We start from the raw sequence: 25205 nt of genomic DNA on the forward strand, positions 1-25205 counted from the left end.
GTCACCGCTCCCCGTCGGGGTCGTGCCCGTCGCCGACGAACGGCACGATCAGCCGGGTGCGCTGGTCGTGCCGGTCGATCAGCAGCGCCCGGTCGGGGCGGGGCGTGTAGGCCAGGTCGTGCGCTCCGAGGTGCAGGGCCAGTTCGGCGCCGGGCACGTTGAGCGCGACCAGGCAGGCGACATCGTCGCGGTTCTGGGTGCCGCCGAGGTCGTCGGCGAGTCGGCGCAGCCCTCGCCACCAGCCGAGCAGGTGCACCCCGTGCCCGGGGCCCTGGCGCAGGACGGTACGCAGGTCGTCCAGGCCGGAACGGAAGGTGCCGGGGTCGGTGGCTCCGAGGACGGGCGCGGCGGCGTCCATGCCGAACACCACAAGGTATTCGTGGCCGGTGGGCTCGGCGGCCAGCGCGGCGACCCGGTCGCGCAGCCCTGCCGCGTCGAGGCGCTGCACCGGGTGGCCGGCGGCCCGCAGCAGTGTTTCGGTGTCGTCGGCGACCGGGTCGGCGACGGTGACCAGGCAGGCCAGTTGGAAGCGGGCGTCGCCGGGGGTGTGCTGGCGGGCCAGGCTGAGCGTAGCGGCCCGCAGCACGTCCGCGCCGGTCGGTGCGGTGCCCACCACGGCGAGGTGCCGGCCGGGGGTGGTGTCCATCAGGAACAGCGCGGTGGTGCCGTGCACGTCGACGGTTCGGCCGACCAGGGCCATCGGCCGTCGACCACCGGGGCGCAACCCGGTGAACGTGCTGTCGTCCTCGATCCGCGCGGCTTCGTACCCCTTGAAGACCGCCGGTGCCCGCGAGCCCGGCGGGCGGGCCTGCCACAGGTCGTGGCGCAACGCGGCGAGGTCCGCCGCGGCGGCGTGCGCGTCGGGGAAGCGCAACACGGTGTCGGCGCCGACCGCGCCGGCGGCGGTGTTGACCACGGCGGAGCCGATCGGCAGGGCCGCGGCGGCGTCGTTGAGCTGGTCGAGCACCCCACTGCCGCCGGGCAACGCCACCCGCAACGCGAACTGCCCGAAGATCGCCTCGGCCCGCCCGTAGAGGGCTTCGATGCCGGTCATGCTCTGGCTGGCGAGCACCAGGTGGATGCCGTACGAGCGACCCTTGCGGGCCAACTCCTCCAGCAGGTCGACCGACTCGCGGGCCAGCGCGTCGTTGCCGGCGAGCAGCACGTGGAACTCGTCGATGACCGTCACGATGCGCGGCAGCGGATTGTCAGGGGGCAGGTCGGCGAGCTTGGTGACGCCGTGCCGTTTGAGTGCGGTGGCCCGGCGCTGCGCCTCCCGGCGCAGCTCGCGCAGCACGGCGAGACCGTACTCGCGGTCGGATTCGATGCCGACGGCGCGGGCGTGCGGCAGCCAGGACGGATCCCGGCCGGTGGGCACGAACTCGGTGAAGCTCACGCCCTCCTTGAAGTCGAGCAGGTAGAGCTGCAACTCGGCCGGCGAGTAGCGGGCGGCCAGCCCGTAGAGGACGTCGAGCAGGAACACGGTCTTGCCGGCGCCGGTGCGCCCGCCGACCAGCCAGTGCGGGGTGGCGTCGTCGAACGCGAGCGTCAGCGCGGTGTCGAAGGCGGCACCGCCGCCGGCCCGGCCGATCACCGTCCGCAACCCGTTGCCGGCGGACTCGGCCCAGCGCCGTTCGGGCAGCAGGTCGGTGAAGGGCAACGCGTCGGCGCGGCGGGTGGCGGTGCCGAGGTGCTCGGCGAGCGCGCGAACCGAGGCCGGCGGCGGGTCGCCGTCGAGCAGGACGGGTACGGCGAGCCCGCTGCCGTCGGCGCTGAACGGGTTGCCGGGCGGGTCGCCGACGTGCGCGTACCCCTGGTTGAGCCGCACCGCTGTGGTGCCGCCCAGCGGCGGCACGGTCTCGCCGGGCAGCCGGGACGGGTGGCCGGCGAGCAGCACGCACACGGCGGCGGCCGGGCCGGCGTGGGTGAGCGCGGCGAGCCGGGCCAGCTCGCGCGGCGGCGGCGCGGCGGTGGCGACCACCACCAACAGGCGACGGGCGGCGGGCTGACCGTGCTGGGCGGCACGGGCGTGCTGCTCGGCGGCGTCCAGCAGCGCGGCCACCTCGGCCTCACCGGTGGCCGGCGGGTCGAGCACTCCGGCGTCGAGCAGCGGACGCAGCGGGCCGAAGGTCGCGCCGAGCGCTGCGGTGTCGATGCCGGCGACACGGACCTGACCGGGTGGCGCGGTGGCGACCAGCCGCAGCACCAGCGCCCGCAGCAGCCCGGCGACCTGCGGGTCCCGGGCGTCGGTGTCCAGGGCCAGGTGGTGGCCGCCGCCGAGCGGGACCAGCACCGGAAAACCGCCGTCCGCTGTGGACGCCTCGCCGATCCGCACCGCGGCCGGCTCGTCGGTCAGCGGGGTGACGCCCGGGGCGGGGGTGGCCAGGGCACCGCCGAGGCGGGCGAGGTGGGTCACCAGGTCGTCCGCGCCGACCGGCGCGACGGTGGTCGGTGCCGCCCCCAGTGCGCTGCGGGCGGTCTCCAGATGCGCGCGAGCCGCCCGGTGGGAGTTGACCGCCTGCCCGTACGCCGACGCGAGCCTGCCCACCCTCTGCCCCCAACGCCACGGTCGCCTGGTCCCAGGAACCCTAACGGACACCGGCGGCACCCGGACAGTCCTGCGAGGACGTGTCACGCCGGACCGGTCAGGCGGGGCCGCACGCCGCCGGGCCGGACGAGTCGGCCGCCCCGCAGCGGAACACCTCCACCGGCGCCCTCGCCACGTCGGGCACCTGCTCCACCCGCATCAGGGCCAGCCGCTTGTCGACCGGCTCCCCCGAGTCGGGCGTGAACCGGATCAGCCCGGCCACCCCCGGGTAGCCCTGCCCGGCGTTCTGCCGGAGCACCTCCGCGTGCACGCCCACCGGGTTGACCGAATCCGGCTCCCAGCGTTGCCGGGGGTCGGCGTGGTGCAGCCGGGCGGCGAGGCTCTCCACCGCCCGGACCAGCATCATCGACGCGTCGTAGGCGAGGCTGACCCGCTCCCCGACCTGCTCCTCGGAGCCGGGCCGGCAGCGCGGCGGGTCGAGCAGGTCGTCGGCCTGGATCCAGGACAGGAAGCTGGCCCGGGCGTCGTCGCGCCGGTCCTCGGCGGCCCGCAGCGCCGCGCAGGTGGCCAGGGCCGCCTTGGAGACGTACGTGACGGGCAGGTTGCCGGGCGCGGCGGCGCGCAGCCCCGGGTTGGCCATGTACCGGTTGGCCGAGTCGTCGGCGACGAGGTGTCGGGGCGGGTTGCCGCCGCACTCGCGCAACGCCCGCAGGAAACCGTCGAACTCCGACCATCGGCCCGCGTAGAAGAGCAGCCCGGCGTAGCCGCACTCGTCGGTCAGCCGCTGGCCGGTGCGCCACTCGTCGAGGCGGGTGATCCGGGGGCCGAACTGTTGCCGGAGCCCGTCGACGAGGGTGCCCACGTAGAGGTCCTCGGTGAGCGAACTGCCCTCCAGTGTGGTGTAGAAGACGTGCGCCTCGTTGACCTTCAACACCTGTTTGGCGTACGCGTCGACCAGCTTCACCTGGTCCTTGTTCGGCGCGGAGATCTGGAGGTAGAGCCGGGAGTTGGCGTCCATCTTGTCGGCGGAGAGGGTGGGCGCCAGCACCGGCAGCCCGACCTGGTTCAGCTCGCGCAGCGCCCGGGCGGTGCTGGTGCGGCTCTCCACCAGCCCGACCACCCCGAGCACCGTGGGGTCGTCCCGGGCCAGCTCGGCAAGCATCGCCACCGCCCGGTCGGCGTAGATCATCTGCCGGCCGCCGTTGGCCACCACGATCCGCAGCAACGCGGCGCCGTCGGCGCCGGCCGACTCCTTCAGCAACGCGTACTGGGCGGTGGCCATCCCTTCGAGCTCCTCGCGCTCGGAGACGTACGACTCCTCGTCCGCGCGGGTCCGGTTGCCGGTGAGGGTGCCGAGGTAGACCAGGGTGAGGAAGGGCCGTCGTCGGTCGCTACGCTGCCAGACCTCCTCGGCGGCGCGGTTCTGCGCGAAGATGCGCTCCTGAACTGTGCGCAGCCGGTCCTGGCCGGGGTCGTTGTTGAACACCTGGGCGGCGCTGTCGCTGTAGCCGACACACTCGCCGCTGCCGACCACCTCGACCGATACCTGGCCGGTGAGCGAGGGGTGACAGCCCGGCCCCCACCGGCTGGCCGCCCACAGGTCGAGCACCGCCACCAGCACCAGGCAGAGCGCCGCCGGCAGGAAGCGCCGCGACCACCACGGCGGGTCGGGCGCGGAGAAGGGCCGCAGCCCGCCACGTGACGGTGGGCCGGTGTCGGTCTCATCGGGACGCAGCGCCACCAGCCAGGTGGCCGGGCGGCGCAGCCGTCGCATCTCCGGCAGCGCCCCGGCCCACTCGTCGTACGCCTCGTCGGCCTCGGTCAACGGGTGCGGTTCGGGCAGGTCCGGTGGGGGTTGCCCACCGGACGCGACGATCAGCAGCGGGTCGTTGCGGCCGGTCTCGGTGCGGACGTCGCCGATCAGGCGGACCAGTTCCCCGCCGACGTTGCCGGGGGCGACGGAATCGATCAGCAGAGCCGGGTACGCGGTGCGCCGCCAGTCCGACGGGCGCCACGGCCGACGCCGGTACGCCTGCCGCAGGTCCTCCAGGAACGCGTGCAGCAGAAGCTTGTTGACCTGGTCGGGTTGCTCCCCGTCGCGCCAGCCCGCGGTGAGGCGCTCGGCGAAGCCGAGGAAGGTGACCGACTGCCGGGGCGCCAGGTACTGCTGGCGCATGAACCAGTTGTAGTGCCGCCCGAGCACCGGCACCCGACCGGAGACGGCAGCCCGGAAGACCACCCCCGGCACGGCGCGACGGACCAGCCAGAGCAGCACCTGCGAGACGATGCTGACCGCGTCGCCGCCGGACGGCAGCGCCTCCGGCGTACGCGGGCCCCTGCGGTCGCGCAGCCGGCGGACCAGGGCCGCGCGGCTGTCGTCGGCGTCGATGCCCAGGCTGAGGCTCTGCTGCATCAGCCAGTCGGCCAGCGGATAGTGCCGGAAGCGCAGTCGGGCGGCGCCGAATGCCTCCAGGGAGAGCTGACGGTGCAGCTCGCGCAGCAGCGCCGGCACGTCCCCGGCGCCGGGCGGCGCGTCGGCGTCCAGCACGGCGTGCGGGACCCGCCGCCGGGGGCCCTGGCCGAGGAAGCGGCGCAGCGGCATCATCAGATCCGCTGTGTCGGAGCGGACCAGCCACAGCAGCGGCAGCCGGCGGTCGCCGCGACGGGGTCGCCGCAGCAGCCGGGCGAGCAGCGCGAACAACTCCAACCCGCCGGCCGGCAGCCGTTCCCGGCCCGCTGTCGACTGCCGTTGGCCGATCAATTCCCGTCTGGGCAACTCCGAGCGTCGCACGTGTCACCTCCGATCAACACAGTGTGACCTTGCGGTGCAAGGCACGCCAGGGGGGCGACGACCGACGATGGGTGTGGCGGGCCGGCGACGTTCACAGTTGTCGATTAGGTTGACCTGGCGAACACCCGATGGAGGGAGTCCACCCCGTGCGACGAGTCCTCACGGCGGCCACCACCGCCCTGACCCTCACCACCGCCGGCACCATGCTCGCCGGCACCCCCGGCCAGGCCGCCCCGACGGGCTGGGGCCGTCCGGTCGTCTCCGCGGCGCCGCAACCCGGCGCGCCCGGAGTGGGCGACAGCTACTTCCCCGACTACGGCAACGGGGGCTACGACGTCGAGCACTACGACGTCCGGCTGCGCTACGAACCGGCCAGTGACCTGCTCACCGGCACCACCACCATCCTCGCCACCGCCACTGCGGACCTTTCGACGTTCAATCTGGACTTCCTGCTCGACGTCGAGTCGGTCCGGGTCAACGGTTGGGCGGCGAGCACCAGCACCGCCGGGGTGCACGAGTTGGTGGTCACCCCGGCCCGCACGGTGACCCGGGGCCAGCAGCTCACCATCGTCGTGCGCTACTCCGGTGTCCCGTCGGAGGCCCTGGTCAACGGCTACACCGGTTGGACGCGTACCGACGACGGCGCCCTCGCCGTCAACGAGCCCGAGTCGGCGTGGTGGTGGTTCCCGAGCAACGACCACCCGCTGGACAAGGCCACCTACGACATCTCGGTGTCGGTGCCCACCGGCGTCGAGGTGATCAGCAACGGCGTGCAGCCGAGGCCGCCGCTGGCCGAGGCCGGCAACCGCACCCGGTGGATCTGGCGGACCACCTCCCCCACCGCCACCTACCTGGCCTTCATGGCCATCGGCCAGTACGACATCGTCACCGACACCACCCCGAGCGGCCAGCCGGTGATCAACGCGTACAGCACCTCGCTGGGCGCACTCGGGCCGGCCGCGCGGGCCAGCATCGAGCGGACCGCCGAGATCGTCGACTGGGAGAGCGGGATCTTCGGCCCGTACCCCTTCGAGGCGCAGGGCGGCGTGGCCGGGCCGATCGACGGCATCAGCTTCGCGCTGGAGACGCAGACCCGACCGGTGTACGGGCCGGGCTTCTGGCGACGCGGCGCCAACACCTACGTGGTGACGCACGAACTGGCCCACCAGTGGTTCGGCGACTCGGTCTCGGTGGCCGACTGGCGCAACATCTGGCTCAACGAGGGCTTCGCCTCGTACGCCGAGTGGCTCTGGTCGGAGGAGCAGGGCGAGGGCACCGCACAGGAGGTCTTCGACTTCACCTACGCCAGCTACCCGGCCGACGACGGGTTCTGGCAGGTGCTGCCCGGCGACCCGGGTGCCGCTCGGGTCTTCGACAACGCCGTCTACGACCGGGGTGCGATGACCCTGCACCAGCTGCGGCTGGCCGTCGGCGACGACGCGTTCTTCGAGATCCTGCCGACCTGGACCGCCGAGCGCCGGTACGGCAACGGCACCATCGAGCAGTTCCAGGCCCTGGCCGAGCGGATCTCCGGACTGGACCTGGACGACCTGTTCACCACCTGGCTGTTCACCGCCGGCCGGCCCGAGGTGGCCAGCGCCGCCCGCAAGGCGGCACCGCCGACCGAGCCCAAGTCCTGGGCCAAGATCCGCGAGTCGCACCACCTGATGTCGCACTGACCGCACCAACCCGGCCCCCGCCCAGGTCGATCATGGAGTTGTGGTGCCTCGCGTATCCGGCACTGGTGAGCATTCCGCCCACCACAACTCCATGATCGACGGGGCAGGGGTGCAGCAGCCCCGTCCGACGAAGGCGTGCGGCGTGCGGGTGGAGTTTTACGGGGTCAGGGCCGGCCGGGCGTTTGTCGCCTCGGCCGTGCTCGCCTCGACGGCGCGGATGTGCCGGTACGCGAACCAGAGCGGCGGGAACGCCCCGACCGCGAAGGACAGGTCGACGAGCGTCCAGAACCAGGGTTGCCCTGTCCCGGAAGGGGCCGGCGAGGGGTGACCGCTGTCTCAGCGGTTCGTCACCGGCCCGGCGGTGGCCAACTCCCGGAGCCGGACCCCGCCCGACCGCACCGCACCGGCTTCGGCGGGCACGATGACGCAGACCGCGCCGGTGGGCCGGACGATGCGAGCGGCCCGGAACGCCGCTCGTCGTACCGGATGGCGGGGTCGCGGAACGACAAGCGCGAGGGTCTCCGCGCGGCCGCGCTGCCGGTCCAGGGCGACGCCCGCCGCCGTCGTGGCGATCGCCGCGGCGGCTCCGGCGAGGACCAGCGTCTGCCGGGGCCCGGCGTGTTCGGCGAGCCAGCCGAGCAGCGGGGCGCCGACCGCGGCGGAGACCGAGCCCGTGACCGCCAGGGCGGCGAGCACCCGGCCCCGCATCGCGCCGTCGGTGTCGAGCTGGGCGCGGGTGCCGACGGTGGTGTCGATGACCACCGCGGCGGCGGCGATCGGCAGGATCACCGCGGCGAAGCTCCAGGTGCCCGGTGCGAGGCCGGCGACGATCTGCAGCCCGCTGGCGAGCAGGCCCGCGACGACGAGCGTCCGGTAGCCCAGGGAACGCCGCCGGGCCGCGACGAGCGCACCCACCACCGTTCCGACAGCGAACACCGTCGACAGCAGGCCGTACCCGGAGGCGCCGGCGTCCAGCGGCCCGTCGCTCATCGCGGCCATTGTCACCTGGTAGTTGCGGCCCAGGCTGCCGAGCACGAACGACAGGGCGAGCGCGAGGAGCAGCACCGGCTGCCCACGCAGGTAGGCGAACCCGGCGCGAACACCGCCCCGTGCCCGGCCGGCGTCCGGGACCGGGAGGCCGGGCACGGCTCCCGGGCGTACGGCGAACAGCGCCACCACCACGGCGGCGAAGCTGGCCGCGTTGATGCCGAACAGCGGGGCGGGTCCGACGGCGGCCACCACCACGGCGCCGAGGCTCATGCCGAGGATGCGGCCGGCGGAGTTGGTGAGCGAGCCGAGCGCCAGCGCGTTGCCCAGCGTCTCCCGGTCGACGAGGCTGGCGGCCCAGCGCCCCATCACCGGGCCTTCGATCGCCGAGACGGCACCGGTGGCCAGCGAGATCGCGAAGATCAGCGGCAGGCCGCCGACCCCGGTCAGGGCGACCGCCGCCAGTCCGGCGGCGAGCACCGCGTGGGCGCCCTGGGCGGCGATCAGCAGCGGGCGGGCGGGCAGCCGGTCGGCCAGCACGCCACCCCAGACGCTGAGCAGCAGCGTGGGCGCCGCCTGGAGCAGCACGGCGAAGCCCATGGACGTCGCCGAGCCGGTTTCCTTCAGGACGTACCAGTTGACTCCGAGGACCTGCATCCAGGTGCCGATGACGGAGACGAAGCCGGCGAGCGCCCAGATCCGGTAGTTGCGGTGGCGCAACGCGGCGAAGGTGGCACCTCGGGCCACGACGAACCTCCAGCGATCGGCAGGATGATCATTCACACCGATCGCAGCGCGGTTCGGCAGCCGGCAAGTCTTGCCGGCTTAAACCTTTTTGCCCACAGTTGTGAGCGGCTTCACCAGCGGGAATGTCCGGTCGGTGCGGTGGCGGACCTGCCGCACCGACCGGACACCCGCACCTCAGCGAGCGGCGAGAGCCTGCGCGGCCGGGCCCACCGGGGCCGGCAGCGTACCGACACCGCCCAGATAGTCGTGGATGGCGGCGGCGACCGCCCGCCCCTCGGCGATGGCCCAGACGATCAACGAGGCGCCCCGGTGCATGTCACCGGCCACGAACACCCCGTCGGCGTCGGTCTGCCAGTCGTCGCGGGCGTCGATGGAGCCCCGAGGGTTGCGCTCCACGCCGAACTGGGCCAGCAGCGGCTGCTGCTCGGTGCCCTCGAAGCCGATCGCCAGCAGCACCAGATCGGCCGGCAACTCCCGCTCGGAGCCCGGCACCACTGTGACGACCCGCCGGCCGTCGCGCTTCTCCACTGTCACCTCGGCGACCCGCACCGCCCGCACCTGGCCGGTGCCGTCGTCCACGAACTCCTGCACCGCCACGGCGAAGACCCGCTCGCCACCCTCCTCGTGCGCCGGGTAGCTGCGCAGCACCCACGGCCAGGTCGGCCACGGATCCCGTGCCTCGTCGCGCTCCTGCGGCGGCTGCGGGTACAGGTCGAGTTGGTGCACGCCCGCGGCGCCCTGGCGGTGCGCGACGCCGAGACAGTCGGCCGCCGTGTCACCGCCACCGATGATCACCACGTGCTTGCCGGCCGCGTCGATCGGCGTGCCGTCCGGCAACACCGCCCGCGCCAGCCGACGCTCGGCGGTGGCCACCACGCCGGCCTGGTCGGTGGCCGCCGTGGCAACCGCGCGATTCGCCGCGACCAGGTGCGCCATCGCCTGGTGTACGCCCCGAAGCGCCCGCCCCGGGGTCTCCGGGGTGTCCCGGCCCTGCAACGCCCCACAGGCCAGCAGCACCGCGTCGTGCTCGGCGCGCAACTGCTCGGCGGTCACGTCCACCCCGACGTTCACGCCGGTGCGGAAGCGCACCCCCTCGGCGGTGAGTTGGGCCAGCCGGGCATCGATGTGCCGCTTCTCCAACTTGAAGTCGGGAATGCCGTACCGGAGCAGGCCACCGATCGCGTCGTCGCGTTCGTACACGGTCACCGCGTGACCGGCGCGGGCCAACTGCTGGGCGGCGGCGAGGCCGGCGGGCCCGGAGCCGACGACGGCGACCGACCGGCCCGACGGCGCCGGCACCGGACGGGGGGTGAACCCGCGCGCCGCGGCGGCGTCGGCGATCTCCACCTCGACCTGCTTGATGGTCACCGGTTGACCGCCGGAAATGCCGAGCACGCAGGCCGCCTCGCAGGGCGCCGGGCAGAGCCGGCCGGTGAACTCCGGGAAGTTGTTCGTGGCGTGCAGCGACTCCACAGCGGCGTCCCAGGTGCCGGTACGCACCAGGTCGTTCCAGTCCGGGATGCGATTGCCCAGCGGGCAGCCGTCGTGGCAGAACGGGATGCCGCAGTCCATGCATCGGGTGGCCTGCTCACGGACCAACTCCTCGCCGGCCGGCGGGTACACCTCCCGCCAGTCGCTGATCCGCACCGGCACCGGGCGGCGGGCCGGCAGCCGCCGGTCGTAGCGCAGGAAACCGTTCGGGTCAGGCACGTGCCACCTCCTGGGCAGCCACCCGCGGGGCGGGCGGCACCGGCATCGCCGGCACAGCGGGCGCGGTCAGTTCTGTCATGACCGCGTCGTCGACGTCGCGGCCGGCTGCTTCGGCGGCCCGCATGATCTCCAGCACCCGGCGGTAGTCGCGGGGTACCACGGCGGTGAACTCGGCCACCGCCTCCGGCCACCGCTTGAGCAGATCCTCGGCGACCGCCGACCCGGTCTCGGCGACGTGCCGTTGGATCAGCTCGTGCAGGAGTGACTGCTCCTGCTCGCCCAGCGGCAACAGGTCGACCAGCTCCGCGTTGACCCGGGCCCGGTCCAGATGGTGCACGTACGCCGTGCCGCCGGACATGCCCGCCGCGAAGTTCCGGCCGGTCGCACCGAGCACCACCACGGTGCCGCCGGTCATGTACTCGCAGCCATGGTCGCCGACGCCCTCGACCACGGCGATCGCGCCGGAGTTGCGCACCGCGAACCGCTCCCCCACCCGGCCGCGCAGGAAGACCTCGCCGGCCGTGGCCCCGTACAGGATGGTGTTGCCGGCGATGATCTGATCCTCGGCCCGCTGCCCCGGCCCGGCGTCCGGGTCGAGGAACGGCGCGGCGGCGTCCGGACGGACGACGAGCCGACCCCCGGAGAGGCCCTTGCCCACGTAGTCGTTGGCGTCGCCGTGCAGGCGCAGGGTCACCCCGCGCGGCAGGAAGGCGCCGAACGACTGCCCAGCCGTGCCGTGCAGCACGAACTCGATGGTGTCCTCGGGAAGGCCGGCGCCGCCGAAGCGACGGGTCACCTCACCGCCGAGCATCGCGCCGACGCTGCGATGCTCGTTGCGCACCGCCACCTCGACCCGCACCGGCGCCCCGTCCGTCAGAGCCGGACGGGCCAGCGCGATCAGCTCGTTGTCGAGCGCCTGATCCAGGCCGTGATCCTGCGCGCGGATCCCGCGTCGGGCCGCGCCGGCGGGCAGCTCCGGCAGGTGCAGGACGGGCGCCAGGTCCAACCCGTGCGCCTTCCAGTGCGTCACCGCCGGGGCCACGTCGAGCAGCTCGGACTGCCCGATCGCCTCCTCGATCGACCGGAAACCCAGCTCGGCCAGGTACCCCCGGACCTCCTCGGCGAGGAAGAGGAAGAAGCTCTCCACGAACTCCGGCTTGCCGGTGAAACGCTCCCGCAGCACCGGATTCTGGGTGGCGATGCCGACCGGGCAGGTGTCCAGGTGGCAGACCCGCATCATCACGCAACCCTCGACGATCAGCGGTGCGGTCGCGAAGCCGAACTCCTCCGCGCCGAGCAGCGCCGCGATCAGCACGTCCCGGCCGGTCTTGAGCTGGCCGTCGACCTGCACCGTGACCCGGTCGCGCAGCTTGTTGAGCAACAGCGTCTGCTGGGCCTCGGCCAACCCCAGCTCCCACGGGGTGCCGGCGTGCTTGAGCGAGTTCAGCGGAGAGGCGCCCGTGCCGCCGTCGTGGCCGGAGATCAGGATGACGTCCGCCTTGAGCTTCGCCACCCCGGCGGCGACGGTGCCGACGCCGACCTCGCTGACCAGCTTGACGTGCACCCGGGCCGCCGGGTTGACGCACTTCAGGTCGTGCACCAACTGGGCGAGGTCCTCGATGGAGTAGATGTCGTGGTGCGGCGGCGGGGAGATCAGACCCACGCCGGGGGTGGCGTGCCGGGTGCGGGCGATCCACGGCCAGACCTTGTTGCCGGGCAGCTGACCGCCCTCGCCCGGCTTGGCGCCCTGGGCCATCTTGATCTGGAGGTCGTCGGCGTTGACCAGGTATTCGCTGGTCACACCGAAGCGGCCGCTGGCGATCTGCTTGACCGCCGAACGCCGGGCCGGGTCGTGCAGCCGCTCGACGTCCTCGCCGCCCTCACCGGTGTTGGACTTGCCGCCGAGCCGGTTCATGGCGATGGCCAGCGTCTCGTGCGCCTCCGCCGAGATCGACCCGTACGACATGGCGCCGGTGGCGAACCGCTTCACGATCTCGGTGGCCGGCTCGACCTGCTCGATCGGCACCGCCGGACGGACCCCGGTGCGCAGCGTGAACAGCCCGCGCAGCGAGCCGGCCTGCGCGGCGAGCGCGTCGACCTTGGCGGTGTACTGCCGGAAGACGTCGTACTGCCGGCTGCGGGTGGCGTGCTGCAGCAGGAACACCGTCTCCGGGTTGAACAGGTGCAACTCACCCTCGCGGCGCCACTGGTACTCGCCACCGACCTCCAACCGGTCGGAGCTGGCGGTGCCGGCCGGCGGCCAGGCCAGCGCGTGCCGGGCGGCCACCTCGGTGTGCACGCCCGCGAGACCCACCCCGCCGATGCGGCTCGGGGTGCCCCGGAAGTAGCGCTCGACCAGCCGGCTGTCCAGGCCGACCGCCTCGAAGACCTGCGCACCGCAGTACGAGGAGACAGTCGAGATGCCCATCTTGGACATGATCTTCAGGACGCCCTTGCCGAGCGCCTTCGCGTAGTTGCGCACCGCTGCGGCGGGCTCCACCCCGGCCAACGCGCCGGTGTGGATCAGGTCCTCCACCGACTCGAACGCCAGGTACGGGTTGACCGCCGCCGCGCCGTAGCCGATCAGCACCGCCGCGTGGTGCACCTCCCGGCAGTCGCCGGACTCCACGATCAGCGCCGCCTGCGTACGGGTCTGCTCGCGCACCAGGTGCTGGTGCACGGCGGCGGTGAGCAGCAGCGACGGGATCGGCGCCAGGTCGGCGTTGGAGTCCCGGTCGGAGAGCACCAGGATGCGCACGCCGTCCTCGATCGCCTCGGAGACGTGCCGGCAGATCTCGGTCAGCCGCGCCTTGATCCCGGCGGCGCCCTCCCGGATCCGGTACAGCCCGGAGACCCGGACCGCCTTGAAGCCGGGCAGGTCGCCGTCCTCGTCGATGGAGAGGATCTTCGCCAGCTCGTCGTTGTCGATGATCGGGTGCGGGAGCACGATCTGCCGGCAGCTCGCGGCGCCCGGGTCGAGCAGGTTGCCCTCCGGCCCGATGGTCGACGCCAGGCTGGTCACCAACTCCTCGCGGATGGCGTCCAGCGGCGGGTTGGTGACCTGGGCGAAGAGCTGGTGGAAGTAGTCGTAGAGCAGCCGCGGCCGGGTGGACAGCGGCGCGATCGGGGTGTCCGTACCCATCGAACCGAGCGGCTCGGCGCCGGTGCGGGCCATCGGCCCGAGCAGGATCTTCAGCTCCTCCACCGTGTAGCCGAAGGTCTGCTGCCGGCGGCGCACCGAGTCGTGCGTGTAGACGGTGTGCTCGCGGGCCGGCAGGTCGTTCAGCTCGATCAGCCCGGCGTGCAGCCACTCGCCGTACGGCTGGGCGGCGGCCAACTCGGACTTGATCTCCTCGTCGTGCACGATCCGCCCGGCCACCGTGTCGACCAGGAACATCCGGCCCGGCTGGAGTCGCCCCTTGGCGACCACGTGGGCCGGGTCGAGGTCGAGGACACCCGCCTCGGAGCCGAGCACCACGAGCCCGTCGTCGGTCTGCCACCAGCGCCCCGGGCGCAGCCCGTTGCGGTCCAGCACCGCGCCGACGATCTCGCCGTCGGTGAAGGCCACCGACGCCGGACCGTCCCACGGCTCCATCAGGCTGGCGTGGAAGCGGTAGAAGGCGCGCTTGGCCGGGTCCATCCCCGGGTCGTTCTCCCAGGCCTCGGGGATCATCATGAGCACCGCGTGCGGCAGGCTTCGCCCGGCCAGGTGCAGCAGCTCCAGGACCTCATCGAAGTTCGCCGAGTCGGAGGCGGCGGGGGTGCAGACCGGGAAGACCCGCCGGATGTTGCCCGGCACGTTCGGCGAGCGCAGGAGCGCCTCGCGGGCCTGCATCCAGTTGCGGTTGCCCCGGATCGTGTTGATCTCGCCGTTGTGGGCGATGAACCGGTACGGGTGCGCCAGCGGCCAGGACGGGAAGGTGTTCGTGGAGAAGCGGGAGTGCACCAGCGCGATGGCGCTGTCCACCCGCTCGTCGCGCAGGTCCGGGTAGAACGCCGGCAACTGGTCGGGCGTGAGCATGCCCTTGTAGACCATGGTGCGGCTGGACAGCGACGGGAAGTACGCCGGAACGCCGCGCTCGGCGGTCTCCCGTTCGGCCTGCTTGCGCAGACAGAACGCCACCCGGTCCAGCTCGATGCCGCGCAGCGGGGAGCCGGCCGGCCCGCCGGGCGTGTCGGTGAGGCGGTGCGCGGCCAGGAAGAGCTGCCGGACCCGGGGCATCGCCGCCAGGGCGGTCTCGCCCAGGTCACTCGGGTCGATCGGCACGTCCCGCCAACCGAGCAGGTCGGCGCCCTCGACCAACGCGTACTTCTCGACCACCCGGCGGGCACGCGCCTCGGCGGCATCGTCGTCGGGAAGGAAGACCAGCCCCGTGGCGTACTCGCCCGCCGGGGGAAGCGCGACGTCGGCCACCGCGCGCAGGAACGCGTCCGGCACCTGGATCATGATGCCTGCACCGTCGCCGGTGTTCGGCTCCGCGCCACGGGCGCCCCGGTGGTCCAGCCGACAGAGCGCGCCGAGCCCGTTGGCGACGACCGAGTGTGAACGCCGGCCGTGCAGGTCCGCCACGAAGGCCACGCCGCAGGCATCGTGCTCCTGCGCTGGGTCGTAGAGGCCCTGGGCGGACGGACGGGGATGGGGCGTCGGGGACGCCTGCGGGCTGTGCGGGTGCGGCTGTTCTGTGTCCGCGTACGGCTGAGCCACCGGGCCTCCTGTCGTCACTCAGGTTGGATCATGGTGGGGACGACGTCGGCCCGTGGGTCTATTGAGTCTACGTTAGGGCCGGGGTCGCACGGCCACCCGAGATTGATCACACCGTCCACTGGCTGGGACATGTAGTCTCGCGCGGTGGATCCGCGACACAAGAACGTCTTCGACCGGTTGGAACGCTTCTACGACGCGGTGCCCCGCGACGTCGCCGGTGCGGAGGATCATGGCGGACTGGTGCTGTTCGTCCGCGAAGGTGCCGGCTGGCCGTTCTACGCCCGCCCCCGGATCGACGCCACCGAGCCGCCGTCGCTGGCCGACGTTACCTCGGTCCGCGAGCGCCAGCGGAAGTTGGGCCTGCCAGAAGCCTTCGAGTGGGTGCACGAGACGACCCCGGAGCTGCTGGCGGTGGCCCGCTCGGCGGGGCTCAGCGTGCTGGAGGCGCCGCTGATGGTGCTCGACCCGAGCGCGCTGCCCGACCCGGCGACGCTCTCCGACGCGGCGGTGCGGGTGCTGGCGGCGGACTCCCCCGGCTTCGCCGCCGACGTCGCCGCCCGGCGTGCGGTGGCAGCGGTGGCGTTCGCCGCCGCCGGCACCGCCCCCGGCGAGGCCGGCCCGGCCGAACGCGACGCCGCCGTCACCGAACTCGAACTGGCCGCGCTCGACGAGGAGCGCGTCCGGATCGCCGACGGGCGACGGATCTCCGCGCTGGCCGGCACGCCGACCGAGGGGGCGCTGGCCAGCGGCATGGCTATGCGGGTGGACGACGTCGCGGAGATCGCCGGGGTGGCCACCCTGCCGTCCGCCCGACGACGCGGGCTGGGCGCCGCGCTCACCGCCACCCTGGCCCGGGAGCTGCTGGCGGCCGGTACCGAGCTGGTCTTCCTCTCCGCGGGCAGCGAGGAGATCGCACGGGTCTACCTGCGGGTCGGCTTCCGCCGAATCGGCACCGCGTGCATCGCCGAACCCGCCGCGCTCATCCCCTGACCTGCCTCGCTCCGCTAGCTGCCTCGCGGCCGAGGTCAGGTCGGTGGGCGCCACTGGGCGGCGGAGGCGGCGGCGCTGGAGAGCAGTCGGGAGTTGATCGTGCCCAGTGCGGCGTCCCGGGCACGCAGCGCCAACCGGCCCCGGGTCTGGAGCACCGCCGACATCCGCCGGGTCTGCCGGACCACTGTCGCGGCCCGAGGGCGGCGCACCCGGTCGTACGCCTGGACGGCGTCGGGCAGCCGGGCCTCCCGCAGCAACGACGCGAGCGTGGCGGCGTCCTCGAACGCGAGGCAGGCGCCCTGCCCGAGGTGGGGCGGCATGGCGTGCGCCGCGTCGCCGAGCAGCACCACCCCACCGGGCCCGACCGGAAAGCCGTACGCCCGGGGCAGCGGGCGCAGCTCGCGAACCTCCTGTTGGACCAGGTCGGCCGGGTCGGTGGCGTCGAGCAGCGCGCCGACCGGCGCGGGCCAGCCCGCGTACCAGCGGCGCAGCAGGGCGAGCTGGGTCTCCGGTGGTTCCGGGCGGGGCGCGCCGGCGGCGGTGGCCACCCAGTAGATGCCGCCCCGGGTGGACCCGCCCGAGGAACCGCGCTCGCCCAGCGACGCGGCCACGAACCGGTAACCCGCGCCGAGGATCTCGCCGGCCAGCGGCTGATCGTCGGGAAGTCGAGGTGCCTGGTACCAGGGGATGACGGCCCGCCAGGCTGCGCACCCGGAGCTGACCACCCGGGACTCGGGCGCGAGTTGGCGGCGGATGCCGCTGTCCGTGCCGTCGGCGGCCACCACCAGATCGGCCTCGATGGTGTGCCGCCCGTCGCTGACTCCCGGTCGCTCGCCCGGCTCGACGCGGACGTGGCGCACTGTCACCCCGGTCCGCAACTCGACCCGCTCGCCGAGGCCGGCGATCAGCGCATCATGCAGATCCTCCCGGTGCACCACCACCGGCATCCGGTCGGCCGGGATGGGCCGGGGCTGCACGAGCCAGTGCCCGTCCGGGCGACGGACCCCGCCGTCGGGCAACGGGGTGGCGATGGCGGCCAGGCCGGCGCCGAGGCCGAGGGCCTGGAGCGCGCGGACGCCGTTGGGCCAGAGCACCACCGCGGTCGGCTCGGGGCGGACCCGTTCGGCGCGTTCCAAGACTGTGACCTGCCAGCCGGAACGGGCCAGCGCGCCGGCCACCGCGAGGCCACCGACCCCTGCGCCGACCACCACCGCGCTTCGCATCGGTGCCGCTCAGCTGTCCCGGTCGGCGGGACGCGCGCCCGTGGCGTCGGCCCGGTCGGTGCGAGCGGCGGACGGATCGTCCACCGGCTCGTCGTCGCTCGGCGTGAGGTCGGCGGCTGCCGTGTCGTCGGACGGCCGGCCATCATCCGGCCGGGAGTCGTCGTCGTTCGCCGGCGGTACGACACCGGTGTCCTGCCAGGCGGCGTACTGCTCCTCGCTCACCACCCGGTAGCCCTCCGGCGCGGCAGCCCGCGTCGGGGTCTCCCGCTCGGAGAGGTCGACCTGGGACAGGTCGGACGTGGGAGGCGGGGTCGTCGTCGCTGCCGGGCCGAGCGGGATCAGGTAGTCCCGAGGGCCACGCACCCGTACGAAGTAGATGAGGGCGCCGAGGAAGACCAGGGCGGCGGTCCAGACGTTGAGCCGGACGCCGAGGATCTGGTTGGCCTCGTCGGTGCGCATCAGCTCGATCCAGAACCGCCCGACGGTGTACCCCATCACGTAGAGCGCGAAGGCCCGGCCCCGGCCCAGCTTCAGCCGGCGGTCGAGGAGGAGGACCAGAGCTACGACGCCGAGGTTCCACAGCGCCTCGTAGAGGAAGGTCGGCTGGTAGAGGCCCGGTTCGAGGATCGGCTGCCCGGCGTCGTCGCGGAGGGCGTGCCCGGGGTTGTCCGGGTCCATCCGGTGGATCTCCAGACCCCACGGCAGGGTCGTCCGGCCACCGAAGAGCTCGTTGTTGAACCAGTTGCCGATCCGGCCGACGGCCTGGGCCAGCGGCAGCCCGGGGGCCAGCGCGTCGGCCACCACGCCGAACGGAATGCCGAGCTGTCGGGCCGCGATCCAGGCGCCGAGCGCGCCACCGGCGACCGCGCCCCAGATGCCGAGACCGCCCTCCCAGATGGCGAACGCCTTCATCGGGTCACCACCGGCCCCGAAGTACTTCTCGGGTGAGGTGACCACGTGGTAGATCCGGGCGCCGATGATGCCGGCGGGCACCGCCCAGACGGCAATGTCGAGCACCGCGCCGGGCGCGACGCCGCGCTGCCGCAGCCGGCGCTCCGTCAGCCAGCAGGCCAGCACGATGCCGGCGATGATGCAGAGCGCGTAGGCCCGGATCGGCACCGGCCCGAGCTGCCAGACCGCGGTGCTGGGGCTGGGCAGGGCCGCCTGGGGGGAGAGCGAGGCGAGGGTCACGGGTGCACACGCTACCGCTGGACACCCCCGCAGCGGCACCCCGGGCCGCCGGAGGGCGCATCCCGGTGACTTCTGGTTTGCGCCGCCGTAGGCTCTTTGTCCATGAGCGCGCTCACCTGGGCGGTCGCCGCGGTCGTCACCGACGACACCGGTCGGGTGCTGCTCTGCCGGCAGGGTCGGGGAGAACGCCGCTACGCGTTGCCCGGCGGGCGGCTGCGCCCGGCCGAGGGCCCGGTGCGGGCGGCGCTACGGGACATTCGCGCGGAGACCGGCTGGGACATCGAGCTGACCGACCTGGTCGGCATCTACCAGGTGAGCGGCCCTTCGGGGGAGGGCGCGGCCGGACGCGCCGGCCCGCTGCCGGACGTCCTCGTGCACGTGTTCCGGGCCCGCGCGGCCGGGGTCCGACCCGCCACCGACCCACCGCCGGGCTGCCGACTGTCCTGGCACTCCCCCGACGGGCTGCCCGAGGCGGTCACCCCACTCACCCGGGCCGCCGTCACCGACGCGACCGCCGGCCGCTCCGGCGTGCTCCGCGACGTCCCCTGCGCGCCCGGCACCGTCGCCTCCGCGCCGCTGCCGGCGGCCCGCCCAGCCGAGGACGGCCGCCCGACACGGTCCCTGCACCCCTGACGAGCCGCAACCCGTCCCGAGGTCCGCCGCGGGGTCGCGGACAGCCCCACCTGCCGGACACATCCGATGAGGCGAGGCCGGGCTCAGCGGGTGGGGTTACGGACGCCCTCGGCGAGTTCGGCGCTGAGCGTGCGCAGGGCGGCCAGCCCGTCGGCCTCGGTGGGCGCGTCGAGCACACACCGGACCAGCGCGCTGCCCACGATCACCCCGTCGGCGTAACCGGCGACGGTGCCGGCCTGCGCGCCGGTACCCACACCCAGCCCGACACCGATCGGCAGGTCGGTGACCGCGCGGGCCCGGGAGACCAGCGTCGGGGCGGCGTCGGAGGTACGCGCCCGGGCGCCGGTCACCCCCATCACGGCGGTCGCGTAGACGAAGCCACGGCAGTGCTGCACCGTCATCGCCAGCCGGGCGTCGGTGGACGACGGCGAGACCAGGAACGTGCGGTCCAGCCCGTGGGCGTCCGAGGCGGCCAGCCACTCGTCGGCCTCGTCAGGGATGAGGTCCGGGGTGATCAGACCGGTGCCGCCGGCGGAGGCCAGGTCACGGGCGAAGACGTCCACGCCGTACCGCTCGACCGGGTTCCAGTAGGTCATGGTGACCACCGGAGCGCCGGTGGCCGCCACCGCCTCGATGATGCGCATCGTGTCCGCGGTGCGTACGCCCCCGGCCAGCGCGATGTCGCTGGCCCGCTGGATCACCGGCCCGTCCATCACCGGGTCGGAGTAGGGGATCTCCACCTCGATCACGTCGACGCCGGCCTCGACCATGGCGGTCATCGCGGCGATGCTGCCCTCGACGGTGGGGAACCCGGCCGGCATGCAGCCGACCAGCAGTGCCCGTCCGTCGGCGCGGGCCTTGTCGAAGGCCACCCCGATCCGGCTCATCTCACCGCTCCTTGTCGAGGATGCCGAAGTAGTCGCCGGCGGTGTGCACGTCCTTGTCGCCCCGCCCGGAGAGGTTGACCACGATGGTGGGCTCCCGGCCCAGCTCCGCGGCGAGCTTCGGAGCCAGCGCGACGGTGCCGGCGAGCGCGTGTGCGCTCTCGATCGCCGGGATGATGCCCTCGGTACGGCAGAGCAGCTCGAACGCGGCCATCGCCTCGTCGTCGGTGACCGGCAGGTAGTTCGCCCGGCCGGTGTCGTGCAGCCACGCGTGCTCGGGCCCGACGCCCGGGTAGTCCAGGCCGGCGGAGATCGAGTGCGACTCCAGGGTCTGCCCGTCGGCGTCCTGGAGCACGAAGGTGCGGGTGCCGTGCAGCACCCCGGCGGACCCGCCGGTGATACTCGCCGCGTGCCGCCCGGTGGCCACCCCGTCGCCACCGGCTTCGAAGCCGTACAGCCGCACGGCCTCGTCGCCAACGAACGCGTGGAAGATGCCCAGCGCGTTGGAGCCGCCGCCGACGCAGGCGGTGACGGCGTCCGGCAGCCCGCCGGTGAGGTCCAGGCACTGCTGGCGGGCCTCGTCACCGATGCCCCGGACGAAGTCGCGCACCATCGCCGGGAACGGGTGCGGGCCCGCGGCGGTGCCGATCAGGTAGTGCGTCTCGTCGACGTTGGCCACCCAGTCGCGCATCGCCTCGTTCATCGCGTCCTTGAGGGTGCGCGAGCCGTTGGTGACCGGGACGACGGTCGCGCCGAGCATCCGCATCCGGGCCACGTTGAGCGCCTGCCGCTCGGTGTCGACCTGGCCCATGTAGACCACGCACTCCAGGTCGAACAGGGCCGCGGCGGTCGCGGTGGCGACACCGTGCTGGCCGGCGCCGGTCTCGGCGATCACCCGGGTCTTGCCCATCCGCTTGGTGAGCAGCGCCTGGCCGAGCACGTTGCGCACCTTGTGCGCACCCGTGTGGTTGAGGTCCTCGCGCTTGAGCAGCACCCGCGCGCCGACCTTCGCGGAGAACCGCCGGGCCTCGTAGAGCAGCGAAGGCGTGCCCGCGTAGTCGCGCAACAGCGCGCCGAACTCCGCCCGGAAGGACTCGTCCGCCACCGCCGTACGCCACGCCCCGTCGAGCTCGTCCAGCGCGGCCACCAGGGCCTCGGGAACGAACCGACCGCCGAAGCGGCCGAAGTGGCCGGCGGAGTCGGGCTGCGGGCCGGCCACCGGGGCCAGCGCGTCGGCGCTCATCGGGAATCCTCTCGGTGGGACGTCGGACCGGCGCGGGGTCAGCGCACCGGCCGGGGCGTTGCCGGGTGGTTGCCGGCGTTGACCAACTCGGCGACCGCCTCGCGGGGGCTCTTCTGGGTGACCAGGCCCTCGCCCACGAGGACCGCGTCGGCGCCCGCGGAGGCGTACCGGATCAGGTCGTGCGGGCCTCGAACGCCGGATTCGGCGATCTTGACGACGCTGCTGGGCAGGCCGGGCGCGATCCGCTCGAACACCGACCGGTCGACCTCCAGGGTACGCAGGTCACGGGCGTTGACGCCGATCACCTGCGCGCCGGCCTCCAGCGCACGGTCGGCCTCTTCCTCGTCGTGCACCTCGACCAGGGCGGTCATGCCCAGCGACTCGATCCGCTCCAGCAGGCCCATCAGGACGTTCTGCTCGAGGGCGGCGACGATCAGCAGAACCAGGTCGGCGCCGTGCGCGCGGGCCTCGTGGATCTGATAGCTGGAGACCACGAAGTCCTTACGCAGCACCGGCACGGTGACCGCGGCACGCACGGCCGCGAGGTCGTCCAGCGAACCGCCGAACCAGCGGCCCTCGGTCAGCACGCTGATCGCCCGCGCCCCACCGGCCGCGTAGTCGACAGCGAGGTCGGCCGGATCGGCGATCTCGGCCAACCGACCCTTGGACGGTGACGAACGCTTCACCTCGGCGATCACGGCCACGCCGGGCTTGCGCAGCGCCGCGTACGCGTCCATGGGCGGCGGCGCCGCCGCTGCCAGTTCACGGATCCGCTCCAGCGGAACCTGCTCCTGGCGTCGGGCGACGTCTTCACGCACGCCGGCCAGAATCTCGTCGAGCACGCTAACGGACGCTGCCTGGCCGGCCTCGTCCCCCTCCGCGTGCGCATGCTCAGCAGTCACGAACGGACTCCCCTCTCCGGGCGTCATGGGCCGATGCTAGGGGCAGCCGACCGACGCCGAATGCCGGGGGTATGGCGCTACTCACGAAAAGGGCTGCGGCATAATGGCCGACTTGTCGTGAAGGGGTTGTCACGCAGCGCCACCTCCGGTATCGACCACCGTCACGCGGTATGGAGCCTGGCGGCCGCAGTCAGACCGGGCCGATCCATCGATCATGCCACCAGTTTCCGCTCGCCGCCTGACTGCAGCGATGCCAATCGATGCTGTGAGCAAGCTCAAGGCCGAACGGACGGTGCCTGGTCACGGCCGAGGCGAGACAGTTGACCGGGCGGTCACCGCGGCGAAACGTCGACGGGCGAGCATCGTCCTCGGGCAGACTCGATGGCGCGCCTGCCCCGACCGCAGCAACTCCTCGTGCGAGGTGACCATGAGCATTTCCGAGCCGACCCCGACCATCGGACTGACCACCATCTCGCGGACGGTGGCATCGCTCGCCGTCGGGGTGGTACACAGCGTGGAACGGGCCGTGGTGGGCGAGGGACGGATGCGGACGGCACGGGGCAACGCCTGGGAGGCGGTCTGCGCCGACCGGGCCCGCGCCGACCAACGGGCCGAGCTGAACCGCCTGGTCGCCGAACTGACCGCCGCCCGCGCCGCCAGTAGCCGCGCCCAGTGGGAGCGCCAGCCGGTCGGCTGACCGCCCGCCGGCCGCCGCGTCAGTCAGCCACACGTCAGCCGGCCGCCGCGTCAGTCGGCCGTCGGGTCCTCGCCCCGGTCCAGCGCGTCCCACGCCTCGGTGGTCCGCCGCCCCGCCAACGGCGTCGGCGGCACGGCCGGGTCGCTCTGCGCCGGCGTGGCCTGCGGCGCGGTCCGCGCCGGACGTTCGTACCGGGCGCCCATCGCCGGCCAGGCACCGCCACGCATCGCCGTCCAGCAGCCGCCCCCGGCGGCCAGCAGGCCGCCGAGCAGGCAGAGCGCCGGCCACTGCCGGCTCACGGCGCCGCCCACGTCGGCTACCAGCCCATACCCGCCGCCGGCCGCCACGGCCAGACCGAGCACGCCGAGCAGTGCCCCGAGCACCCGACGCAGGCGGCCCCGGGTGGCCAGCACCGCGCCACCCCCGGCCAAGGTGACCAGGGCCAACGCCGGCAGCCAGGGCAGCAGGCTCGCACCGCTGCGGGTGTCACGCACCGGCGGCAGCGGCGCCGGACGTACCGTCAGCTCGACCGACCAGCTGCGCGTCGCGGCCCACAGCGCCAGGCCCGCGCCGGCCAGGCAGAGCAGCACGGCGTACGTCAACGCGCGCCGGCCCAGGACGGCCCGCTCCCCGCCGCTCACGAACTCATCCCGTCGTTCGCGACTGCGGGACTCCGCTTCGCCGCACCCCTCGCGCTCACCGTGCCGGCCGGAGGGTTTCGGCGGCCGCGATCGCGGCCAGCACGGCCGCTGCCTTGTTCCGCGTCTCCTGGTCCTCGGCGGCCGGGTCCGAGTCGGCGACCACCCCCGCCCCGGCCTGGACGTAGGCGCGGCCGTCGCGGATGAGCGCCGTCCGGATGGCGATCGCCATGTCCAGGTCGCCGCCGAAGCCGAAGTAGCCGACGGTGCCGCCGTAGAGGCCACGACGGACCGGTTCCAACTCCTCGATGATCTCCATGGCGCGCACCTTGGGCGCCCCGGAGAGCGTGCCGGCCGGGAAGGTCGCGGCCAGCGCGTCGAAGGCGCTCTGGTCGTCACGCAGCGTTCCGGTGACTGTGGAGACGATGTGCATGACGTGGCTGTACCGCTCGATGGTCGCGAACTCGGGCACCTCCACGCTGCCGGGCTGACAGACCCGTCCCAGGTCGTTGCGGCCGAGGTCGACCAGCATCACGTGCTCGGCTCGTTCCTTCGGGTCGGCGAGCAGCTCGGCGGCGAGCGCGGCGTCGCCGGCGGGGGTGCCGCCCCGGGGCCGGGTGCCGGCGATCGGGTGCAACAACGCCCGGCGCCGCCCGTTCGCGGCCCCGGTGACCTTCAGGTGCGCCTCGGGAGACGAGCCGACGATGTCGAACCCGTCGAAGCGCAGCAGGTACATGTACGGGCTCGGGTTGCTGGTGCGCAGCACCCGGTAGACGTCCAGCGGGTCGGCGTGGGTCGTCCGCTCGAAGCGCTGGGAGAGCACGATCTGGAAGCACTCACCGGCCCTGATCGCTTCCTTGGCCGCCTCCACCGCCTTCGGGTAACCGCCGTCGGGCGTACGGCAGAGCACCTCGCCGGCCGGCGGACGCTCGACCGTGGAGATCATCGGCGGGATGGGCCGGGACAGCGCCGTGGTCATCGCGTCCAACCTGCCCACCGCGTGGTGGTAGGCGGCGGCGACCTGCGGGGCGCGGTCCGGGGCGTCCAACGGCGGCAGCACCGCGTTGGCGACCAGAATCGCGGAGCCGTCGTAGTGGTCGAGCACCACCAGGTCGGTGGCGAGCATCATGCCCAGCTCCGGGACGCCCAGGTCGTCCTCGGTCAGCTCGGGCAACCGCTCGAAGCGCCGGATCAGGTCGTAGCCGAGGTAGCCGACCATGCCCCCGGTCAGCGGCGGCAGACCGTCGGTCGGGTCCCCGACCGGGCCGGCCAGCGCCGCCACCGTCTCCCGGAGCATCCGCACCGGGTCACCCTCGGTGCTCAGCCCGGCCGGCGGCTGGCCGAGCCAGGTCGCCACGCCGTCGCGCTCGATCAGTGTCGCGCTGCTGCGTACGCCGATGAACGAGTACCGCGACCAGGCCATGCCGGCTGAGCCGACGCCCTGCTCGGCCGATTCCAACAGGAACGTGCCCGGTCCACCGGCCAGCTTCCGGTAAACCCCGACCGGGGTCTCCGCGTCGGCCAGCAGCCGCCGGGTGACCGGCACCACCCGCCAGTCGGCGGCCAGCGCGGTGAAGGTGGCCTGGTCGGGGCTGAGGGTGCCGTCGGTCATCAGCCGACCCGCCTTTCGGTAGCGA

At 73.6% G+C, this 25205-nt stretch carries 16 protein-coding genes; 4 read left to right on the forward strand and 12 right to left on the reverse strand.

The window, feature by feature from the left end:
• Position 1: 1 nt before the first annotated feature.
• Entirely contained in the window at positions 2-2548 is a 2547-nt protein-coding gene (locus ABZ794_RS22660; RefSeq protein WP_357517401.1) for an FtsK/SpoIIIE domain-containing protein, read from the reverse strand.
• Between the two features lie 97 nt (positions 2549-2645).
• Entirely contained in the window at positions 2646-5339 is a 2694-nt protein-coding gene (locus ABZ794_RS22665) for a hypothetical protein (RefSeq protein ID WP_357517403.1), read from the reverse strand.
• Between the two features lie 146 nt (positions 5340-5485).
• On the opposite strand from ABZ794_RS22665, the gene ABZ794_RS22670 reads away from it, so the two are divergent.
• Complete coding sequence (locus ABZ794_RS22670) at positions 5486-7018, forward strand: M1 family metallopeptidase (RefSeq protein ID WP_238690658.1); 1533 nt, start codon at positions 5486-5488, stop codon at positions 7016-7018.
• A 336-nt stretch (positions 7019-7354) separates the two neighbouring features.
• Here the strand turns inward: ABZ794_RS22670 and ABZ794_RS22675 are convergent, their stop codons facing one another.
• The 3 genes from ABZ794_RS22675 to gltB form a co-directional block, all read right to left on the reverse strand.
• Positions 7355-8752, reverse strand: a complete 1398-nt coding sequence (locus ABZ794_RS22675) for an MFS transporter (protein ID WP_238690656.1) — start codon at positions 8750-8752, stop codon at positions 7355-7357.
• A gap of 174 nt (positions 8753-8926) precedes the next feature.
• Complete coding sequence (locus tag ABZ794_RS22680; protein ID WP_357517406.1) at positions 8927-10462, reverse strand: glutamate synthase subunit beta; 1536 nt, start codon at positions 10460-10462, stop codon at positions 8927-8929.
• Entirely contained in the window at positions 10455-15167 is a 4713-nt protein-coding gene (gltB, locus tag ABZ794_RS22685; RefSeq protein ID WP_238690655.1) for a glutamate synthase large subunit, read from the reverse strand. The genes ABZ794_RS22680 and gltB overlap by 8 nt, the downstream gene beginning before the upstream one ends.
• Positions 15168-15311: 144 nt before the next feature.
• Between gltB and ABZ794_RS22690 the strand changes: the two genes are divergently transcribed.
• Positions 15312-16157 (forward strand): GNAT family N-acetyltransferase, encoded by an 846-nt coding sequence (locus tag ABZ794_RS22690; protein WP_238690654.1) that lies wholly within the window; start codon positions 15312-15314, stop codon positions 16155-16157.
• Positions 16158-16192: 35 nt separating this feature from the next.
• Here ABZ794_RS22690 and ABZ794_RS22695 read toward each other — a convergent pair whose 3' ends face one another.
• Together ABZ794_RS22695 and lgt are read right to left on the reverse strand one after the other, a co-directional pair.
• On the reverse strand, positions 16193-17380 hold the full coding sequence (locus ABZ794_RS22695) for an NAD(P)/FAD-dependent oxidoreductase (protein WP_210786619.1): 1188 nt from the start codon (positions 17378-17380) through the stop codon (positions 16193-16195).
• Between the two features lie 9 nt (positions 17381-17389).
• Positions 17390-18571 (reverse strand): prolipoprotein diacylglyceryl transferase, encoded by a 1182-nt coding sequence (gene lgt / locus ABZ794_RS22700; protein ID WP_238690653.1) that lies wholly within the window; start codon positions 18569-18571, stop codon positions 17390-17392.
• 102 nt (positions 18572-18673) lie between these two features.
• Between lgt and ABZ794_RS22705 the strand changes: the two genes are divergently transcribed.
• Positions 18674-19204, forward strand: a complete 531-nt coding sequence (locus ABZ794_RS22705) for an NUDIX domain-containing protein (RefSeq protein ID WP_357517409.1) — start codon at positions 18674-18676, stop codon at positions 19202-19204.
• Positions 19205-19287: 83 nt separating this feature from the next.
• Here the strand turns inward: ABZ794_RS22705 and trpA are convergent, their stop codons facing one another.
• From trpA to trpC, 3 genes are read right to left on the reverse strand one after another with little or no spacing between them, the layout of a single operon-like run.
• Positions 19288-20091: a tryptophan synthase subunit alpha gene (gene trpA / locus ABZ794_RS22710; RefSeq protein WP_091407799.1), complete on the reverse strand. Its 804-nt coding sequence runs from the start codon at positions 20089-20091 to the stop codon at positions 19288-19290.
• Between the two features lies 1 nt (position 20092).
• Entirely contained in the window at positions 20093-21331 is a 1239-nt protein-coding gene (gene trpB / locus ABZ794_RS22715) for a tryptophan synthase subunit beta (protein ID WP_210786627.1), read from the reverse strand.
• Between the two features lie 38 nt (positions 21332-21369).
• On the reverse strand, positions 21370-22173 hold the full coding sequence (trpC, locus tag ABZ794_RS22720; RefSeq protein WP_030334428.1) for an indole-3-glycerol phosphate synthase TrpC: 804 nt from the start codon (positions 22171-22173) through the stop codon (positions 21370-21372).
• Between the two features lie 487 nt (positions 22174-22660).
• Here trpC and ABZ794_RS22725 point away from each other — a divergent pair, with 487 nt between their 5' ends.
• The gene (locus tag ABZ794_RS22725; protein ID WP_238690697.1) at positions 22661-22930 is read left to right on the forward strand and encodes a hypothetical protein; all 270 of its coding nucleotides are present in this window, start codon (positions 22661-22663) and stop codon (positions 22928-22930) included.
• A 50-nt stretch (positions 22931-22980) separates the two neighbouring features.
• On the opposite strand, the gene ABZ794_RS22730 is transcribed toward ABZ794_RS22725, so the two are convergent.
• Complete coding sequence (locus ABZ794_RS22730) at positions 22981-23571, reverse strand: Trp biosynthesis-associated membrane protein (protein ID WP_357517412.1); 591 nt, start codon at positions 23569-23571, stop codon at positions 22981-22983.
• A 55-nt stretch (positions 23572-23626) separates the two neighbouring features.
• Positions 23627-25180, reverse strand: coding sequence for an anthranilate synthase component I (locus ABZ794_RS22735; protein ID WP_357517413.1), 1554 nt, complete (start codon positions 25178-25180; stop codon positions 23627-23629).
• Between the last annotated feature and the right edge of the window lie 25 nt (positions 25181-25205).

Source organism: Micromonospora sp. NPDC047187 (assembly GCF_040643355.1).
Lineage (GTDB): Bacteria > Actinomycetota > Actinomycetes > Mycobacteriales > Micromonosporaceae > Micromonospora > Micromonospora salmantinae.

What these genes read in the sequence shown, in the direction of transcription:
- trpB (WP_210786627.1), bottom strand. Translation starts at nt 21,331, where the DNA reads ATGAGCGCCGACGCGCTGGCCCCGGTGGCCGGCCCGCAGCCCGACTCC.
- ABZ794_RS22705 (WP_357517409.1), top strand. Translation starts at nt 18,674, where the DNA reads ATGAGCGCGCTCACCTGGGCGGTCGCCGCGGTCGTCACCGACGACACC.
- ABZ794_RS22735 (WP_357517413.1), bottom strand. Translation starts at nt 25,180, where the DNA reads ATGACCGACGGCACCCTCAGCCCCGACCAGGCCACCTTCACCGCGCTG.
- trpA (WP_091407799.1), bottom strand. Translation starts at nt 20,091, where the DNA reads ATGAGCCGGATCGGGGTGGCCTTCGACAAGGCCCGCGCCGACGGACGG.
- ABZ794_RS22695 (WP_210786619.1), bottom strand. Translation starts at nt 17,380, where the DNA reads ATGCGAAGCGCGGTGGTGGTCGGCGCAGGGGTCGGTGGCCTCGCGGTG.
- ABZ794_RS22725 (WP_238690697.1), top strand. Translation starts at nt 22,661, where the DNA reads ATGAGCATTTCCGAGCCGACCCCGACCATCGGACTGACCACCATCTCG.